Source organism: Flavobacterium sp., assembly GCF_028689845.1.
Taxonomy (GTDB): Bacteria; Bacteroidota; Bacteroidia; order Flavobacteriales; family Flavobacteriaceae; genus Flavobacterium.
In genome coordinates, this window is sequence record NZ_JAQVCH010000016.1 from 1 (window position 1) to 17036 (window position 17036).

General features: G+C 34.2%; 18 protein-coding genes and 1 tRNA gene. 11 read left to right on the forward strand and 8 right to left on the reverse strand.

The window, feature by feature from the left end:
- Nucleotides 1-151 precede the first annotated feature (151 nt).
- The 8 genes from PHR76_RS07630 (at nucleotide 152) to PHR76_RS07665 (ending at nucleotide 7746) form a co-directional block, all read left to right on the forward strand.
- Nucleotides 152-427: a DUF2089 family protein gene (locus PHR76_RS07630; protein WP_300060499.1), complete on the forward strand. Its 276-nt coding sequence runs from the start codon at nucleotides 152-154 to the stop codon at nucleotides 425-427.
- Nucleotides 428-431: 4 nt separating this feature from the next.
- Nucleotides 432-938, forward strand: a complete 507-nt coding sequence (locus PHR76_RS07635; protein ID WP_300060502.1) for a hypothetical protein — start codon at nucleotides 432-434, stop codon at nucleotides 936-938.
- Nucleotides 922-1503 (forward strand): hypothetical protein, encoded by a 582-nt coding sequence (locus tag PHR76_RS07640; protein WP_300060505.1) that lies wholly within the window; start codon nucleotides 922-924, stop codon nucleotides 1501-1503. The genes PHR76_RS07635 and PHR76_RS07640 overlap by 17 nt, the downstream gene beginning before the upstream one ends.
- Nucleotides 1504-1507: 4 nt before the next feature.
- Complete coding sequence (locus tag PHR76_RS07645; RefSeq protein WP_300060507.1) at nucleotides 1508-2905, forward strand: alpha/beta hydrolase; 1398 nt, start codon at nucleotides 1508-1510, stop codon at nucleotides 2903-2905.
- A 109-nt stretch (nucleotides 2906-3014) separates the two neighbouring features.
- Entirely contained in the window at nucleotides 3015-4874 is a 1860-nt protein-coding gene (locus PHR76_RS07650; RefSeq protein WP_300060510.1) for a peptidase M61, read from the forward strand.
- 123 nt (nucleotides 4875-4997) lie between these two features.
- Complete coding sequence (locus tag PHR76_RS07655; protein ID WP_300060653.1) at nucleotides 4998-6302, forward strand: DUF819 family protein; 1305 nt, start codon at nucleotides 4998-5000, stop codon at nucleotides 6300-6302.
- A 31-nt stretch (nucleotides 6303-6333) separates the two neighbouring features.
- Nucleotides 6334-7053, forward strand: a complete 720-nt coding sequence (locus PHR76_RS07660; RefSeq protein ID WP_300060513.1) for a DUF4369 domain-containing protein — start codon at nucleotides 6334-6336, stop codon at nucleotides 7051-7053.
- Between the two features lie 162 nt (nucleotides 7054-7215).
- Nucleotides 7216-7746: a hypothetical protein gene (locus PHR76_RS07665; RefSeq protein ID WP_300060516.1), complete on the forward strand. Its 531-nt coding sequence runs from the start codon at nucleotides 7216-7218 to the stop codon at nucleotides 7744-7746.
- Nucleotides 7747-7968: 222 nt separating this feature from the next.
- Here the strand turns inward: PHR76_RS07665 and PHR76_RS07670 are convergent.
- From PHR76_RS07670 to PHR76_RS07700, 7 genes are all read right to left on the reverse strand, one after another.
- Nucleotides 7969-8042, reverse strand: a tRNA-Thr gene (locus PHR76_RS07670).
- A gap of 78 nt (nucleotides 8043-8120) precedes the next feature.
- On the reverse strand, nucleotides 8121-8387 hold the full coding sequence (locus PHR76_RS07675; protein WP_300060519.1) for a hypothetical protein: 267 nt from the start codon (nucleotides 8385-8387) through the stop codon (nucleotides 8121-8123).
- A gap of 74 nt (nucleotides 8388-8461) precedes the next feature.
- The gene (locus PHR76_RS07680) at nucleotides 8462-9427 is read right to left on the reverse strand and encodes a type I phosphomannose isomerase catalytic subunit (protein ID WP_300060522.1); all 966 of its coding nucleotides are present in this window, start codon (nucleotides 9425-9427) and stop codon (nucleotides 8462-8464) included.
- Between the two features lie 57 nt (nucleotides 9428-9484).
- Nucleotides 9485-9943: a peroxiredoxin gene (locus PHR76_RS07685; protein WP_300060525.1), complete on the reverse strand. Its 459-nt coding sequence runs from the start codon at nucleotides 9941-9943 to the stop codon at nucleotides 9485-9487.
- Between the two features lies 1 nt (nucleotide 9944).
- On the reverse strand, nucleotides 9945-10355 hold the full coding sequence (locus tag PHR76_RS07690) for a 6-carboxytetrahydropterin synthase (protein WP_300060528.1): 411 nt from the start codon (nucleotides 10353-10355) through the stop codon (nucleotides 9945-9947).
- Nucleotides 10356-10400: 45 nt separating this feature from the next.
- Nucleotides 10401-10928, reverse strand: coding sequence for an isopentenyl-diphosphate Delta-isomerase (idi, locus tag PHR76_RS07695; protein WP_300060531.1), 528 nt, complete (start codon nucleotides 10926-10928; stop codon nucleotides 10401-10403).
- Nucleotides 10929-11029: 101 nt separating this feature from the next.
- Nucleotides 11030-12586, reverse strand: a complete 1557-nt coding sequence (locus PHR76_RS07700; protein WP_300060534.1) for an FAD-dependent protein — start codon at nucleotides 12584-12586, stop codon at nucleotides 11030-11032.
- Nucleotides 12587-12673: 87 nt separating this feature from the next.
- Between PHR76_RS07700 and PHR76_RS07705 the strand changes: the two genes are divergently transcribed.
- Nucleotides 12674-12913 carry a hypothetical protein gene (locus PHR76_RS07705; protein ID WP_300060537.1) on the forward strand — a complete coding sequence of 80 codons (240 nt, stop codon included), beginning with the start codon at nucleotides 12674-12676 and terminating at the stop codon, nucleotides 12911-12913.
- Nucleotides 12914-12965: 52 nt separating this feature from the next.
- Here PHR76_RS07705 and recQ read toward each other — a convergent pair whose 3' ends face one another.
- Entirely contained in the window at nucleotides 12966-15161 is a 2196-nt protein-coding gene (gene recQ, locus PHR76_RS07710) for a DNA helicase RecQ (RefSeq protein ID WP_300060540.1), read from the reverse strand.
- An 85-nt stretch (nucleotides 15162-15246) separates the two neighbouring features.
- Here recQ and PHR76_RS07715 point away from each other — a divergent pair, with 85 nt between their 5' ends.
- Complete coding sequence (locus tag PHR76_RS07715) at nucleotides 15247-16212, forward strand: KpsF/GutQ family sugar-phosphate isomerase (protein ID WP_300060543.1); 966 nt, start codon at nucleotides 15247-15249, stop codon at nucleotides 16210-16212.
- Nucleotides 16212-17033: a twin-arginine translocase subunit TatC gene (gene tatC, locus PHR76_RS07720; protein WP_300060546.1), complete on the forward strand. Its 822-nt coding sequence runs from the start codon at nucleotides 16212-16214 to the stop codon at nucleotides 17031-17033. Before PHR76_RS07715 ends, tatC begins: the two co-directional genes overlap by 1 nt.
- Nucleotides 17034-17036: the final 3 nt, after the last annotated feature.

The window sequence follows — 17036 nt, forward strand, 5'->3', positions numbered from 1 at the left end:
CGTTTTAAATGTTCTCAACAAAGACAAATTACGCATAATAAAATCTCAAAAAGATAAATACACTACTTCCTTCTTGTTCTTGAAGAAACTTTTTATACATTTTATTGAATACTATTTAAATATTGTTTACTTTTGTTTAAACATTATTTAAATGAAACCCAAATTACCCATACGTTGTCCAAGTTGCGAACATTCCTTGACGGTTTCGCAATTAACTTGTGAAACATGCAATACGCAGGTAACTGGCCATTATCCATTACCCACACTTTTGACGCTTTCTGAAGAAGAACAACAATTCATACTACAGTTTTTTCTAAGCAGTGGAAGTTTAAAAGAAATGGCAACACAAATGGGAAATAGCTATCCAACCGTTCGAAATAAATTAGATGATTTAATTGGAAAAATAAAACAATCACAAAACCTATAATCTAATGAAAGTAAAACCTTTATTTATCGAAAAACAGCGATTTACGCAGTGGTGGCTTTGGGCGATTATATGCATTGGTTTATTGATTGGCTCCTACTCCATTTATATGCAATACCATAATGGAGCAATTTCAAAAAATATATTTTTCTTATATAATCTATTTGAAGCATCTATACTGCTATTATTTGTTTCGCTACGGCTACAAACGACAGTTACTAAAAACGAAATCCAGGTTTTTTATTTTCCTTTTCATTGGAAAAAAAGAAAATATCCTTTTTCTACAATCAAAAAAATGGAAATCATCACATATTCGCCAATAAGAGATTACGGAGGCTGGGGTGTGCGATTAAGCCTAAACGGAAAAGCATTCAATGTTCGAGGCGATAAAGGATTAAAGCTTTATTTTGATTATCGAAAACCACTTTTAATTGGCACTCAAAAACCAGAAGAATTACAAAAATGTCTTGAACAATTAAATTTACTAGCTCAGACGCATGAAAAAACTAATTAATCCATTTGAAACCTTTAGCGAAAAGCAATTACTTTTTTTTGGACTTAGTGCTACAATACTAGGGACTTTTTTGGGTTTTATATTTAATGCACGGTTTGATGGTGTTTTAGATTTACATTTTAATGCCTCGGTAACATGGCAAGAAGTAGCGGTAGATAACCTGATTAACCTACTTACTTTAAGCATTTTATATTTTATTGCAGGAAAAATAATCAATCCAAAAACCAGAGCAATTGATGTTTTGAATATTTCGTTAATTTGCCGGATTCCATTTTATATACTCCCATTTTTCAATGTAAACCAAGTCATGTTTCGCTCAAGCCAAGAAATCATGGAGAACTTTCAAAATGGCCATTTTACAGAAATCTCTTCTACTAATCTTATTTTAAACCTTGCTTTTTCTGTAATAGCAATTCTACTCCTGCTCTGGTTTGTAATTTTATTGTGGAATGGCTTTAAAATTGCAACCAATGCAAAAGGAAAAAAAGCGATTATAGTATTTATTATCAGTCTTTTACTTACTGAAATTGTTTCAAAATATTTAATTATTTATCTAAATAAATAACCTTATGAAAAAAATAGTCACTTTTATTGCTTTGTTTTTTATCTCACACATACATTCTCAATCTATTGAAGGCGAGTGGTTTGGCGACCTTAACATAATGGGAAGCATGATGTCACTTAGTTTTGATTTTAAAATTGCAGGTGAAAAATGGACTGGGACGATGAGTGTACCTCAACAAAATGCCAAAGGTATTCCGTTAACTTCTGTAACCAATGAAGATAACGGCTTGCAATTCTTGTTTGATGCTGCTGGTATAACTTTTACAGGAAAATTTAATGAAAATCAAGAAATTGAAGGTGTTTTTAGTCAAAATGGACAAAATTTTCCGCTCGTATTAACGAGAGAAAGTAAAGAAATTTTAAAACCAAATCGGCCACAAGAACCAAAAGCACCTTTCCCTTATGAAATAGAAGAAATTACTTTTGAAAACACAAAAGAAAACATCAAACTTGCTGGAACGTTAACGTATCCGCAAACAAACAAACCTTATCCAGTCGTGGTTTTAATTTCGGGAAGCGGTCCGCAAAATCGAAATTCCGAAATTTTAGGTCATCAATCTTTTTGGGTTATCGCCGATTATTTATCGCGAAATGGCATTGGTGTACTTCGGTTTGACGAGCGAGGCGTTGGAAAATCGGAAGGAAATTACGCAGAAGCAACTTCTTTTGATTTTGCTGCAGATGTAGCAGCTGCCGTTTTGTATTTAAAAACAAAATCGGGAGTAGACGCTAAAAAAATTGGATTAATTGGTCACAGTGAAGGCGGCATGATTGCTCCTATTGTAGCGTCAAAAGACAAAAGTATTGCTTACATGATTTTGCTTGCCGGCCCCGGAATTCCGTGTTCCGAATTATTGCTTGAACAATCCAATCTAGTCGGCAAATCCCAAGGAATGTCAGAAGAGCAACTTCAAGAAGCCGAAAAAACAAATCAATTGCTTTATGCTCTTTTAAAAACCAAAGAAAGTAAAGAAGAAATAAAACCAAAATTAACTGCTTTAATTGAACAAAGTCTGCTAATCGATTCAAATTTAAAAGAATTGTCTTCACAACAAAAAAAGCAATTGATAGACCAACAATTAAACCAATTGCTCACCCCTTGGTTTCGTACTTTTATTCAGTATGAACCTGCAGTTTACCTGGAAAAAGTGAATTGTCCGATGTTGGTTTTAAATGGAGAAAAAGATATTCAAGTGGCTCCGAAATCCAATACAAATGGAATTAAGATGGCTACTGATAAAGCAAAAAACAAAAAAGTAGAAATCAAGATTTATCCGCAACTTAACCATCTTTTTCAAACCTGCACCACTTGTACTGTTGAAGAATATGGTTCTTTAGAAGAAACTTTTTCGCCAATGGTACTATCAGACATGAAAAATTGGATAATAAAAAACACACGCTAAACTTTACAAAACCCTTAACAAATTAACGCTTTGAATAGAAGCGTTTTTTGTTGTTATTTGTAACAAAATTTGAAGGTTGACTACTTATACCTCATAGAATTTAATATTTATGAAAAAATCATTTTTATCAGTTGCCATTTTAGGTACTTTTATCTTTTTAAACAGCAGTAATTTATTCGCTCAAAACAAAACGAATGAAATTCAAGTTTCCTTAGATTTAGTTAATATTAATAATGACCGAGTTGCTGTAACTATTGTTCCTCCGAAAATAAAATCAGACGAAACGACGTTTTACATGCCAAAAATTGTTCCCGGAACCTATTCTGAAGACGATTATGGCCGTTATATCGAAAACTTTAAAGCCTATAATGCCAAAGGAAAAGAGCTGAGTGTTGCCAAAATGGATGAAAATTCATGGATTATTAAAGAGGCTAAATCTTTAGCGAAAGTTACGTATTTGGTAAATGACACCTATGATTCTGAATCAGGTTCTGAATTTGGCAAAGGAGGTATTTTTTCCCCAGCCGGAACAAACATTGCCGAAGGTGAAAACTTCGTCATTAACACCCATGCCTTTGTGGGTTATTTTAAAGATTTAAATGAACTTCCTTATCAATTAACCATCACAAAACCTACCGCTTTATATGGAGCAACGGCGATGATTGACCTCGATAAAAGCGAAAGCGTAGACCTTTATAGAGCCTCGCGTTATGCAGAATTGGTAGATCATCCGATTATGTATAACAAACCGAACTTCACCACTTTTATGGTGGATGATATGGAAATCATTTTAAGTATTTATTCTCCTAAAGGAATTTTTAAAGCGGAAGATTTAAAACCAGCAATGGAGAAAATGATGCAAGCTCAAAAGAAATTTCTTGGCAAAGTAAATTCTACTAAAAAATATGCCATCTTGTTATACCTTTCTGATTATGAAAAAGAGGATGCAAAAGGCTATGGTGCTTTAGAACACAATACCTCTACAACAGTTGTTTTTCCTGAAGCGATGCCTGCTGAGCAATTAGAAGAAAGTATGATTGATGTGGTTTCACACGAATTTTTTCATATTGTAACCCCGTTAAGTGTCCACTCAAAAGAAATTCATAATTTTGATTTCAATACACCAAAAATGTCAAAACACTTATGGATGTATGAAGGAATCACCGAATATTTTGCTAATTTATTTCAGGTAAACCAAGATTTAATTACAGAAGAAGATTTTTATCAGCGAATGGCCGGAAAAATCACTAATTCTAAACGCTATGATGAAACCATGCCTTTTACAAAAATGAGTGCTGAAGTTTTACAAAAAGACTATAAAGATGCCTACTTAAATGTATATGAAAAAGGAGCCTTAATTGGGATGTGCCTCGATATTCAACTACGCGAAAGCAGCAATGGAGAAAGAGGAATTCTTGATTTGATGCAAAAACTTTCTAAAGAATACGGTACGACTAAACCTTTTGCCGATGACGAACTTTTTGACAAAATTGTATCTTTAACCAATCCAGAAATCAAAACCTTTTTAGATACCTATGTTGGCGGACCAACCCCGCTTCTCTATGAAGATTATTTTGCAAAAATGGGAGTCACACAAACAAAAATACAGATTCCTGGAAATGTGTTTTTAAAAGGACAATCACCTTATATCACGGTTAATCCATCCACTAAAGAAATCATCATTTTACCTGGAATTGAATTAAATAATTTCATGACAAATATTGGTCTTCAAGGTGGCGATATCATTAAATCTATTGATGGAACAGCCTATAATTTAGATAATATTTATGATATGATTATTGGAAGTATGGCTTGGCAAGAAAACGCCCCAATTACATTTGAGATCAAAAGAGAAGATAAAGAAATGCAATTAAAAGGGACTGTAAAAATTCCAATGGACGAAGTTGATGGTTACCAAGCCACCGACGATTCTAAAAAAGCTTTACGCGAAGCTTGGTTAAAAGGGTAAACTTAAATTAACTCAGATTACAAATCCCTGATACGAATGTTTCAGGGATTTTTTTGTGAAAAACTAGCGGAAAAAGCAGCCTACTTTTTAAAATATCCCTATTTTGCAGACAAATTAAAAAGAATGAAAAACGCACCATTTATTACTGACGATACCATCGTTTTTGGATTATTAATGCTTTTATTGGCATTTGTATTCTACACTTCCTCCCTAAAAGAAGGGTTTTGGAAAAAATTCTATGTCATTTTCCCGTCCTTATTAATGTGCTACTTACTTCCTTCTATTTTTAGTTCTTTAAACATTGTTGCCTCAGAGTGGACTGAGATGGGCGAAAACGGTGAACTTATCACTAAAAAATCATCTATTTATTTTATTGCAAGTCGCTATTTGCTTCCTGCTGCTTTAGTTTTAATGACGTTGAGCATCGATTTAAAGGCAATGTTTAAATTAGGCCCAAAAGCGTTGATTATGTTCTTTACGGGAACAATCGGAGTAATTATTGGTGGCCCATTAGCTATTTTAATTGTTTCTATTTTTTCGCCAGAAACAGTTGGTGGTGCAGGATTTGATGCTGTTTGGCGTGGACTTTCCACTATTGCTGGAAGTTGGATTGGTGGAGGTGCAAACCAAGCTGCTATGCTTGAAGTTTTTAAGTATAATCAAGAGAAATACGGAGCCATGGTTTTAGTGGATATTGTAGTTGCAAATATTTGGATGGCGGTTTTACTTTTTGGAATTGGCCGTAAAGAAAAAATAGACAAATGGTTAAAAGCTGATACAAGTTCTATTGAAGAATTGAAAGAAAGAGTAACCGCTTACACTGACAATGTCACAAGAAATCCAAGCTTAACCGATTTAATGATTATTTTAGGAATCGCTTTCACCGCTGTAGGACTTTCACATTGGGGAAGCAATTCGCTTTCTGACTTATTAAAATCTAATTTTGATATTGTAAACGACCCAACTAGTTTTGCTTCCACTTTTGGAGACCGCTTTTTTTGGATGGTTTCAATTGCAACAGTATTAGGAATTTTATTCTCATTTACTAAACTTAAACAATACGAAGGAGCAGGAGCCAGTAAAATTGGAAGCGTATTTATTTATATTTTAGTTGCTTCTATCGGAATGAAAATGGATTTAGGTTCAGTAATGGATAATCCAGGATTATTGATGGTAGGGTTGATTTGGATGGCCATACATGTATTACTGCTAATCATTGTTGCCAAACTAATTAGAGCACCCTATTTCTTTCTTGCTGTAGGAAGCAAAGCCAATATTGGCGGAGCCGCTTCTGCTCCAATTGTAGCTTCTGCTTTTCATCCATCATTGGCTAGCGTTGGTGTACTTTTGGCTGTTTTTGGATACGTAGCTGGAACCTATGGAGCTTTATTGTCTGCTTTTCTAATGGAAATTGCAGCTCCTAAATAATTAATTACTTAAAATCGATAACATAAAAAAAATGAAAAAAACAGTATTACTTTTAGTCACATTCTGTCTGTTTATTGCTTGTAAAAAAGAAACAAAGCAGGACTATAATTTACATATTGCAGGAAATATTAAAGGAATTAAACAAGGAAAACTATATATCCAACAACTCAAAGACACTGCTTTGGTTTTGATGGATAGCATTGTTTTTGATGGTCAATCGAAATTTGACAGTTATTTGACAATTGAATCACCAGAAATGTTGTATTTCTTTTTAGACCGTGGTCAAACAAACTCGATTGACAATAACTTAATTGTTTTTGCAGAACCCGGAAAGTTGTCTTTTGAAACTTCAGTAGAAACTTTTTATGCGGATGCACAAGTAAAAGGTTCTAAAAACAACGAATTGTATTTAGATTTTCAAAAAATAAAAGCCCGATTTAATGCGAATCAATTGGAATTAGTAGAAAAAGAACTCCTAGCTAAACAGGCTAATAACCAAACACAATTGGATAGTGTTTTAACGGCTAAAGACCAATTACTTAAACGAAAATATTTGTATGCCATCAATTATGCTTTAAGTCAAAAGGATTATGAGGTAAGTCCATATATTGCATTGTCAGAACTTTATGACGCTCAAACAAAGTATTTAGACACGATTCAAAATTCAATGTCTCCAAAAGTTGCCAAATCTAAATATGGCAAAATGCTGACTGATTTTATTGAAAAACGAAAGTTGGAAGAAGGAAATTAGTTGGAAATTATAAGTTTTCAACTGAACGGATTGTTGATATTTTTGGCATGATATAGGAAGAGTTTAAATGGTTTTAATTTAGGCAAAATATCACATAACCAAAATCAATTAATGCATTTTTTGTTATATTGATACTGTATTATTCTATTATAAAATCATACAATGAAACTTTCTATAATACACATCATCTTAATCTGTGTCTCTTACTTAGCACATGGTCAAGATTGCAATTTTTTAGATACTAAGAATGGGTTTAGAAATATAAAACTGGGGACTTCTATTTCTGATTATCCTGAATTTCAGAAAAGAGAAGAAACGAATGCAGCTTTATTTAAATTAAGCATGAATGCAAAAGCCAACTATGTTTATGTTGGAAACGAAAACGAACAACTCTCGGGAGCCAAAATTCTATTTATTTTCCTAATTATAAACGATACTAAAATTAGTGAAATTAAAATTGTAACTGAAAAAGTATTGAGTGTTTACGCCACCTTAAAATTTGCTTATGGAGAACCTACGCAAAAATATAATGACAAATTGATTTGGAGAACTAATCAAATTGAATGTAGTATTGAGGGCGACTGGAGTCAAGTTCCGGGCTATCACATCACTTATAAAAAGATTTCTGACCCTCGCAAAGAACTTATTATTCTTAAAGAAAAATCGGCCAAAGAAGCTCAAAAAGAATTATAAGCACTTTTTTTGTGAATTTACACCTCTCTCGTCTTATTAGCAAAGAAACACCTCTATAGAAAATTTAACGAATTGCACTTTTTCTTTTGTAGGCTAACTACTATTTATACTTAAACCTCATCACTCTACAGATTTTTGTGATTGAACTCTATCAACTCATGTTGAATTAAAAATAAAAGAAAAACAAAAAAGGACAACTTACGTTGTCCTTTTAAAAAATTGAGCCGATAGAGGGACTCGAACCCACGACCTGCTGATTACAAATCAGCTGCTCTAGCCAGCTGAGCTACATCGGCGTCTCAATGTGAGTGCAAATATAATTTTGAAAATGAATATTCCAAAACAAATTCGCACTTTTTTTATCAAAAATTTGATTAAAGTGCGTTTACTTTTTCAACCAATTGAATCGCAGCAGTTTCCAAATCTTTTTCAACTTGTTTTAAATGAGCTTGACGATTTTCAATTTTTTTATCATTTACTTTTGAGATTAACGTATCAAAAGTAGCTATTGCTTCATCAATCAAGGCGTTAGATTGTTCAGTTGGTTTTCCAGTAGAAGTCATTTCATGAATGTAAACCGCTTCGATAATATCACCCATCACAAAATTGATGTCTTTCTTTAAGTTTTTAATGCTTGCCATTTTATTTATATTTTAATTGCGGTGCAAAAGTACGCAAAAAGTTTTATAACTAAACGATTTAAATATTTAAAAAGCTAGGCCGTGATTTTTAAAAGCGTAGCCTTTCCATGCAATTCAAATTTTGCCAAAACAGCTGGTAGTAAGATGGTTTCGCCTAAAGCGAAAGAATATGTAGTATTATCTAGAGTCAATTCAAAACTGCCTTCCACACACATCAGTACCAAAAAAGAATCTCCTGGATTTTTTATGGTTATTGCTCCAGTTAATAAAATCATTTCTGTTTTAAAATAAGGGCAATCAACCAAGGTCACTGCTTTATTGAGTTGAGCCTGATAGTTTTGTTTTGGAGAAATTGACTTGAAATTAATAGCATCTAAGGCCAATTCCGTATGTAAAGTTCTAGCTTGACCATCGGCAGCTACCCTATCCCAATCATATAGTCGGTACGTAACATCACTCGTTTGTTGAATTTCGGCTAATAGAACTCCGCCACCAATGGCATGCACGGTTCCCGTTTCTAACAAAAAAACATCGCCTTTTTGAACAGGAATTTCCTCTAAAAGTGTTAATAAACTTTTATTTGCTAGTGCTTCGGTATACAATTCACGATTGGTATCTTGTTTAAATCCCACAATTAAGCGTGCTCCTTCATCGGCTTGCAGCACATACCACATTTCTGTTTTACCAAAGGAATTATGTCTTTCTTTTGCTAACCGATCATTGGGATGTACTTGTATCGACAAATCTTGATTGGCATCTAAATACTTGAACAAAAGTGGAAATTGCTTGCCAAATCGTTTAAAAACATCTTTTCCTAAGATAGCTTCTGGAAATGCTTCAATTAATTCGTTTAAACTTTTTCCTTGATAAATTCCATTAGAAATGATACTGATATCATTGGAAACTGTTGACATTTCCCAACTTTCACCAGTCGTTTTGGATAAAATGGATTTGTGTAAAAACGTATGAAGTTTTGTTCCACCCCAAATGCGTTCCTTAAAAATAGGTTCAAAAGTAAAAGGATATAAAGTCTGCTCCATTAATTATATTCAGTACTCAAAATTACAAAAATAGATTGACTTGGAAGAATTGAAATGCTATTTACTCATTTTTTTCAATGTTGCAAGAGCTTTTTCAATATGGATTTTTCCGCCTAAATTATCAAACTGAAGACGAAGAATTCCTTTTTCATCCACTACGTAAGTCACACGACCTGGCAACAATCCAAATAAAGCGGTTGGAACGTCAAATAAGTTTCGGATTTTTTTATCGCCATCTGATAATAACGTAAATGGCAATTTATATTTTTCTGCAAAAATTTTATGTGACACCACAGAGTCGCCACTAATTCCGATAACTTCTGCTCCTAATTGGGTAAAGTCTTCATATTGGTCTCTAAAACCACAGGCTTGTTGCGTGCAAACTCGTGTATCATCTTTTGGATAAAAATAAAACACAACCGGTTTGACTCCCACGACAGATTGACTATCAAAAACATTTCCTTGCGAATCTTTTGCTTTGAAATTCGGTAATTTATCTCCAATTTTTAATGCCATTTTACACTCCTTTATAGGTTACAAAATTTCGAGGTGTTTCATACAAAATAACTTCTAACGCAAACTTTTCGTTGATATGCTTTCGCAATTTATTCCAAATTACGACTGCAATATTCTCGGCAGTTGGATTTAAATCAATAAATTCGGGCACATCAACATTGAGGTTTTTGTGATCAAATGCCGCTTCAATGTGTTCTTTGATTAAATCGGATAATATTTTAACATCCACCACAAAACCTGTTTCTGGATCAATGGGCCCTGTTACACTCACAATCAATTCATAATTATGTCCGTGATAGTTGGGATTATTACACTTACCAAAAACTAAATTGTTTTTGTCCATCGACCAATCTTTTCGATACAATCGGTGGGCAGCATTAAAATGAGCTTTTCTTGAAACGGTTACATTCATACGAGTTGAGATTGACAATTATTGAATTTGTTTGCTTGTTGCGATTTAAACAACATGACTTTCTAAAAAATGATAAAATTTTTGAAAAATAATTTTAAACCAAACTGTATAAAGCTCAGGATGTTGTTGCATATCTGTTCTTATGGCTTCAATGCTCATCCATTTCCAATCTTCTACTTCTTCATGATTGATAATCGGTTCGCCATTATAGTAGCCAATCATAACATGGTCTAATTCATGTTCGGTCAATCCATTATCAAACGGAGCTTTATAAATAAAATGAAAAAGTTCTTTCAAATCAGCTGAAAAGCCCATTTCTTCAATTAATCTTCTTTTTCCCGCTTGAATATTCGTTTCCCCTTCTCGTTGGTGACTACAACAAGTGTTGGTCCATAATAAAGGAGAATGGTACTTTTGATGAGCTCGTTGTTGCAACATGACTTCTTTTTTATCATTTAAGATAAATACTGAAAAGGCACGATGCAAAACTGCTTTTTCATGAGCTTCTAATTTTGGCATTAAACCAATAGGCTCATCTCTTTCATTTACTAAAATAACTTTTTCTTCTGTCATAGCATAGGTATAGCTTCCCAAAGGTAAGAAAAAGTTACGTTTTTACCGCAATTTTAGGTTTTTGTGAAAAGTTTAACGGCTGTTGAATACACCAAAAAAAATTACAAACTTTCTTTGATTTTTTGGGCACATTTTTCGCCATCTATAGCGGCGGAAACGATTCCTCCTGCATAACCGGCTCCTTCTCCACAAGGATAAAGCCCTTTTATTTGAAGATGTTCTAAAGTTTCTGGATTTCGTGGAATCCGAACAGGCGAAGAAGTTCTGCTTTCGGGTGCGTGTAAAATGGCTTCATTGGTAAAATAGCCTCGCATCGATTTTCCAAATTCAGTGAAACCTTCTCGCATAATTTGAGATAAAAAATTAGGAAAAACTTCACCTAATTCAACTGAAGTTGTTCCGGGAACATAAGAAGTTTTAGGAATAGCTGAAGAAACTTTATGTTGTGTAAAATCAATCATGCGTTGAGCTGGAACTTTTTGAGTTTCACCCGCTAAATGCCATGCTTTTTGTTCAATTGTTTTTTGAAATTCCATTCCAGCTAAAGGACCAAACTTTTGAAAAGGCTTGAAATCTTCTAATTTCAGTTCGACCACAATTCCAGAATTCGCAGTAGCTTGATCTCGTTTTGAAGGCGACCATCCGTTGGTTACCACTTCTCCCGGACTAGTAGCACAAGGAGCAATTACGCCACCGGGACACATACAAAAAGAGTACATTCCGCGACCATTTACTTGCTTTACAATAGAATAAGGAGCTGGTGGCAAATAATCACCTCGAAAATCACAACTGTATTGTATGGAATCAATTAATGTTTGTGGATGTTCTGCCCGAACGCCTAATGCAAACGGTTTCGCTTCAATTAAAATACCTTTACGATGTAATAATTCATAAATATCACGAGCCGAATGTCCGGTAGCTAAAATCAATTTGTTCGACAAAATACGGTCACCGTTCTGCGTGACAACACCGTTTATTTCGTTATTTTTGATTAGAATATCGGTCACACGGGTTTCAAATAGGACTTCTCCACCACATTCGATAATTCTTTCACGAATATCTTGGATAATTTGTGGTAATTTATTGGTTCCGATGTGAGGATGAGCTTCAATTAAAATATCAGGTGAAGCTCCAAATCCAACAAACAAATGCAATATTCTATCGATATCACCTCTCTTTTTAGACCTTGTGTACAGTTTTCCGTCAGAATAGGTTCCGGCTCCCCCTTCGCCAAAGCAATAATTAGAATCTTCGTTTACAAGATGATCCACGTTAATCGCTTTTAAATCACGGCGACGACCTCGAACATCTTTCCCACGCTCAATAACGATCGGTTTTAAACCTAATTCAATTAATTGAAGAGCTGCAAAAAGTCCGGCTGGCCCAGCTCCGACCACTATTACTTCTTGCTGTTTCTTTACATTAGGATAAGTGGGCAATTCGATTTTTTGCTCGATAAACGGTTCTCCTTGAAAAAAAACCATCAATTTTAAGTTGATTTTAATGGTTTTTTGACGAGCGTCAATCGAACGTTTTAAAATGGAAATATGTTGAATAGTTGGCTTAGAAACCTTTAACATCTTAGCCACATGATCTTTTAGTAAAAAATCATTGGCAGCGACTTCGGGTGAAACTTGAAGGAGCAGTTCTTTTGGCATGCCGCAAAGGTAACAAAAGCAACTTAAATTTATCCAACTGATTTTAAGCAAAAATCTAGAAAAGGAAGTTACCTTTGCAAAAAAAAGATGTCTAGAAAAATAAAATTAATTTGGGATTTTAGAGGACCTGCTTCTGCAAAAACAGCCGAACACCACGAAATTCATTTAAAAGAATACATCGCTGCTGAAAAATTACCCATTACTATTACGGGTTTTGAAATATATGACGAAATGTATGCCATCGCTTATATAGTAGTTACTGATGAACATATGATTGCTCTTCGCGATGCGTTAAAACCACACCGAGGAGAACTTTTTAATGAATAATTATCCGTTTTTGGTATTCATGAACTGTCTACAAAAAACGGATTATGCAATGTTAATTAGCGACTTCACTAATGAATTTAATTCGCATTAACCGCAACTCTTCAATATCATAATCGCCATCAAATTCTTTTAAGGCATCTTCAATTTTATCAGTTTGTGATTCCATAAAATAATCATGAATTTCTTCTTGTTGGTCATCATCTAAAATCTCATCCACCCAATATTTGATATTCAATTTGGTACCAGAATACACGATTTGCTCCATTTCTTTAAGTAAAAGATCCATCGTAAACCCTTTTGCTTTGGCGATATCTTCTAGCGATAATTTTCGGTCAATATTTTGAATAATATATAGTTTATTGGCTGAATTTACACCCGTCGACTTCACTACTAAATCATCGGGACGAATAATATCGTTTTCATCGACATAACGGGAAATCAGTTCGACAAAAGGTTTGCCATATTTTTTTGCTTTTCCTTCGCCAACGCCATGAACGTTACTTAATTCTTCTATATTTATTGGATATTTCAAAGCCATATCTTCTAAAGACGGATCTTGAAAAACCACAAACGGAGGAACTCCTAATTTTTTAGCTTCTTTTTTACGTAAATCTTTCAACATTGCCATCAAGGCTTCATCGGCTGTGCCAGAAGATTTTGACGCAGTTATAATGGAATCGTCATCTTCTTCTTTAAACTCATGGTCCTCAGTCATTAAAAATGAGGTTGGGTTTTCGAGATAGGCTGCTCCAGCGGCAGAAAGTTTTAAAATACCATAGGTTTCAATATCTTTATGAAGCAAGCCTTCTACTAAAACTTGACGAATTAAAGCCATCCAATAGCGTTCTTCTTGGTCTTTTCCGCAGCCAAATAGCTGTTGTGTATCCGTTCTATGTGCTTTAATAACTGCATTTATTTTTCCGACAAGGGTAAAAACAATCTCTTTCGATTTATATAAATGCTTGGTATCACGAACCACTTTTAGCACCTTCACCACATTGTCTTGGGCTTCCGTTTTTACTTTTGGATTGCGTACATTGTCATCCATATTGGCCCCGTCACCAGTTTCGCTGTTAAATTCTTCACCAAAATAATGTAATAAGAATTTCCGTCTCGAAATGGAAGTTTCTGCATAAGCCACTACTTCTTGCAATAACGCAAACCCAATTTCTTGTTCGGCTACTGGTTTCCCGGACATAAATTTTTCGAGTTTCTCAACATCTTTATAGGAGTAATAGGCCAAACAATGTCCTTCTCCGCCATCACGACCAGCTCGGCCAGTTTCTTGATAATAACTTTCTAAAGATTTTGGAATATCATGATGAATCACAAAACGCACATCCGGTTTATCAATTCCCATCCCAAAAGCAATTGTGGCTACGACCACATCTACATCTTCCATCAAAAACATATCTTGGTGTTTCGCTCGTGTTTTTGCATCTAAACCCGCATGATAAGGCACGGCACTGATTCCATTAACTTGTAAAACGTGAGCGATTTCTTCTACTTTTTTACGACTCAAACAATATATAATTCCTGATTTTCCTTTGTTTTGCTTAATAAATTTAATGATATCCGATTCTACATTTTTTGTTTTTGTTCGAATTTCATAATATAAATTAGGTCGGTTGAACGATGCCTTAAAAGTGGTGGCATCTGACATATCGAGGTTTTTAAGAATATCTTCTTGCACTTTTGGAGTAGCCGTTGCGGTTAAACCGATTACAGGAACGTTTCCTAAATGTTTAATAATATTTTTAAGATTTCTATATTCTGGCCTAAAATCATGACCCCATTCTGAAATACAATGGGCTTCATCTATCGCAATAAAAGAAATAGGCACCGATTTAAAAAATTCGACATACTCTTCTTTTGCTAAGGATTCGGGGGCTACATATAATAATTTAGTAACTCCTGTGACGATGTCTTTCTTAACTTGATTAATTTCAGTTTTTGTTAAAGAGGAATTTAACACATGGGCAATGCCATCTTCTGAAGAAACGCTTCGAATGGCGTCTACCTGATTTTTCATCAAGGCAATCAAAGGTGAAACCACTATGGCCGTCCCTTTTAGAATTAAAGCAGGTAACTGATAACATAATGATTTGCCTCCACCTGTTGGCATAATAACAAACGTATTTTGCTTACTTAGAAGACTTTCTATCACTTGTTCCTGCAGACCTTTGAATTGGTCGAAACCAAAATACTTCTTTAATTCCTTGTGAATATCAATTTCGTTGGGATTCATTCTTATGTAACGGTATTTTAATTAAATTTGCATCTATAAAGATACAACTTTCTTTTATTCATACAAATTTTATATCTATTCCGTTTTGATAACCAAAGAAAAAATTCTAGCACTAGCAAAAGAGACGATAATAAGTGAGAGCCAAGCCATTTTAAAACTCGCTGAATTACTAACCGCTGACTTAGCAGAATCTGTGCGATTAATTTATGAATCGAACGGCCGCTTGATTGTAACAGGAATTGGAAAAAGTGCGATTATTGCTCAAAAAATTGTAGCTACTTTAAACTCTACTGGAACTCCAGCTCAATTTCTTCATGCCTCAGAAGCGGTGCATGGCGATTTAGGAATGGTGCAGCCGGATGATGTGGTGATTTGTATTTCAAAAAGCGGAAATAGTCCTGAAATAAAAATATTAGTTCCTATTTTAAATCGATTTGGTAATACATTAATTGCTATCACAGGTAATTTATCATCGTTTTTAGCTAAAAATGCACAATTTGTATTAGACACCACGGTAGAAAAAGAAGCTTGTCCGAATAATTTAGCCCCTACCAACAGCACCACCGCACAGTTGGTTATGGGCGATTGCATAGCCGTTTGTTTAATGGAAATGCGAAATTTTAAAAGTGAAGATTTTGCAAAATATCATCCAGGTGGAGCATTAGGAAAGAAATTACTCCTTCGTGTACTAGACATGTTGGATGAGTCTAAAAAACCAATGGTGCAAGCTGATGCTTCTATCCAATCGGTTATTTTTGAAATCTCCGAAAAACGATTAGGTGTCACAGCCGTCATAGAAGATGAAAAAATAATTGGTATTATTACTGATGGTGATATCAGACGCATGCTGAGTAAAACAGAAACGATCACGGGTATTCAGGCCAGAGATATTATGACTCACAACCCGAAAATGATAAAATCAACAGACATGGTGGTTGATGCTTTAAATAGTATGGAAGATTTTTCAATTACACAATTAATCGTGGCTGATGGTTTAGACTATAAAGGCGTCATTCATTTACACGACATTTTAAAAGAAGGAATTGTATAATGGCTAAAAAAAACATCAAAGAAATGTCGTTTTTAGGCCATCTGGAAGAATTGAGATGGATGTTAGTTCGCATCGTGTCGATTATTTTAATTATTTCGATTGCTGCATTTTTTGTGAGTGATTTCATTTTTACCGACATTCTATTTGGACCCAAAGACCCTAATTTTTTAACGTATCGTTTTTTCTGTTCGGTAACCCAATTTTTCGGCATCGTTGATTCGGCTATTTGCAATGTAGAAATGCCTTTCATCATCCAAAATACCGACATGGGAGGACAAGTATCCTTGTTAATTTGGGTCTGTATTACGGTTGGGTTTGTGGTTGGTTTTCCTTTTATTTTATGGGAAGTCTGGAAATTTATTAGTCCCGCCTTATACGACAAAGAGAAAAAACATGCGGCTGCTTTTGTAATCGTTTCCTCTTTGTTATTTTTTCTAGGTGTGCTTTTTGGTTATTTCATTATTACACCACTATCGGTTTACTTCTTTGGTTCGTTTTCTACAAGTGTAGAAATTGTAAACGAATTTAATTTAGAATCCTATACCAGCATGATTAAAACTTCTGTGATTGCATGTGGAATTTTATTTGAACTCCCAATTATTATCTATTTTTTAAGCAAGCTAGGATTGGTTTCTCCTTCTTTTTTAAGAAAATATAGAAAATATGCCTTCGTTATTGTGTTAATAGTATCAGCAGTTATTACACCGCCCGATATCATTAGTCAGATTATTGTTTCTATTCCGATTATGATACTCTATGAATTTAGTATTTTGATCAGCTACCTCGTTACTCGAAATCAATTAAAAATTGCTAATAAATAAAAA

Excerpts from the sequence above, each read along its gene's own strand:
- PHR76_RS07630 (WP_300060499.1), top strand. The coding sequence starts at position 152 with ATGAAACCCAAATTACCCATACGTTGTCCAAGTTGCGAACATTCCTTG.
- PHR76_RS07635 (WP_300060502.1), top strand. The coding sequence starts at position 432 with ATGAAAGTAAAACCTTTATTTATCGAAAAACAGCGATTTACGCAGTGG.
- PHR76_RS07640 (WP_300060505.1), top strand. The coding sequence starts at position 922 with ATGAAAAAACTAATTAATCCATTTGAAACCTTTAGCGAAAAGCAATTA.
- PHR76_RS07645 (WP_300060507.1), top strand. The coding sequence starts at position 1,508 with ATGAAAAAAATAGTCACTTTTATTGCTTTGTTTTTTATCTCACACATA.
- PHR76_RS07650 (WP_300060510.1), top strand. The coding sequence starts at position 3,015 with ATGAAAAAATCATTTTTATCAGTTGCCATTTTAGGTACTTTTATCTTT.
- PHR76_RS07655 (WP_300060653.1), top strand. The coding sequence starts at position 4,998 with ATGAAAAACGCACCATTTATTACTGACGATACCATCGTTTTTGGATTA.
- PHR76_RS07660 (WP_300060513.1), top strand. The coding sequence starts at position 6,334 with ATGAAAAAAACAGTATTACTTTTAGTCACATTCTGTCTGTTTATTGCT.
- PHR76_RS07665 (WP_300060516.1), top strand. The coding sequence starts at position 7,216 with ATGAAACTTTCTATAATACACATCATCTTAATCTGTGTCTCTTACTTA.
- PHR76_RS07675 (WP_300060519.1), bottom strand. The coding sequence starts at position 8,387 with ATGGCAAGCATTAAAAACTTAAAGAAAGACATCAATTTTGTGATGGGT.
- PHR76_RS07680 (WP_300060522.1), bottom strand. The coding sequence starts at position 9,427 with ATGGAGCAGACTTTATATCCTTTTACTTTTGAACCTATTTTTAAGGAA.
- PHR76_RS07685 (WP_300060525.1), bottom strand. The coding sequence starts at position 9,943 with ATGGCATTAAAAATTGGAGATAAATTACCGAATTTCAAAGCAAAAGAT.
- PHR76_RS07690 (WP_300060528.1), bottom strand. The coding sequence starts at position 10,355 with ATGAATGTAACCGTTTCAAGAAAAGCTCATTTTAATGCTGCCCACCGA.
- idi (WP_300060531.1), bottom strand. The coding sequence starts at position 10,928 with ATGACAGAAGAAAAAGTTATTTTAGTAAATGAAAGAGATGAGCCTATT.
- PHR76_RS07700 (WP_300060534.1), bottom strand. The coding sequence starts at position 12,586 with ATGCCAAAAGAACTGCTCCTTCAAGTTTCACCCGAAGTCGCTGCCAAT.
- PHR76_RS07705 (WP_300060537.1), top strand. The coding sequence starts at position 12,674 with ATGTCTAGAAAAATAAAATTAATTTGGGATTTTAGAGGACCTGCTTCT.
- recQ (WP_300060540.1), bottom strand. The coding sequence starts at position 15,161 with ATGAATCCCAACGAAATTGATATTCACAAGGAATTAAAGAAGTATTTT.
- tatC (WP_300060546.1), top strand. The coding sequence starts at position 16,212 with ATGGCTAAAAAAAACATCAAAGAAATGTCGTTTTTAGGCCATCTGGAA.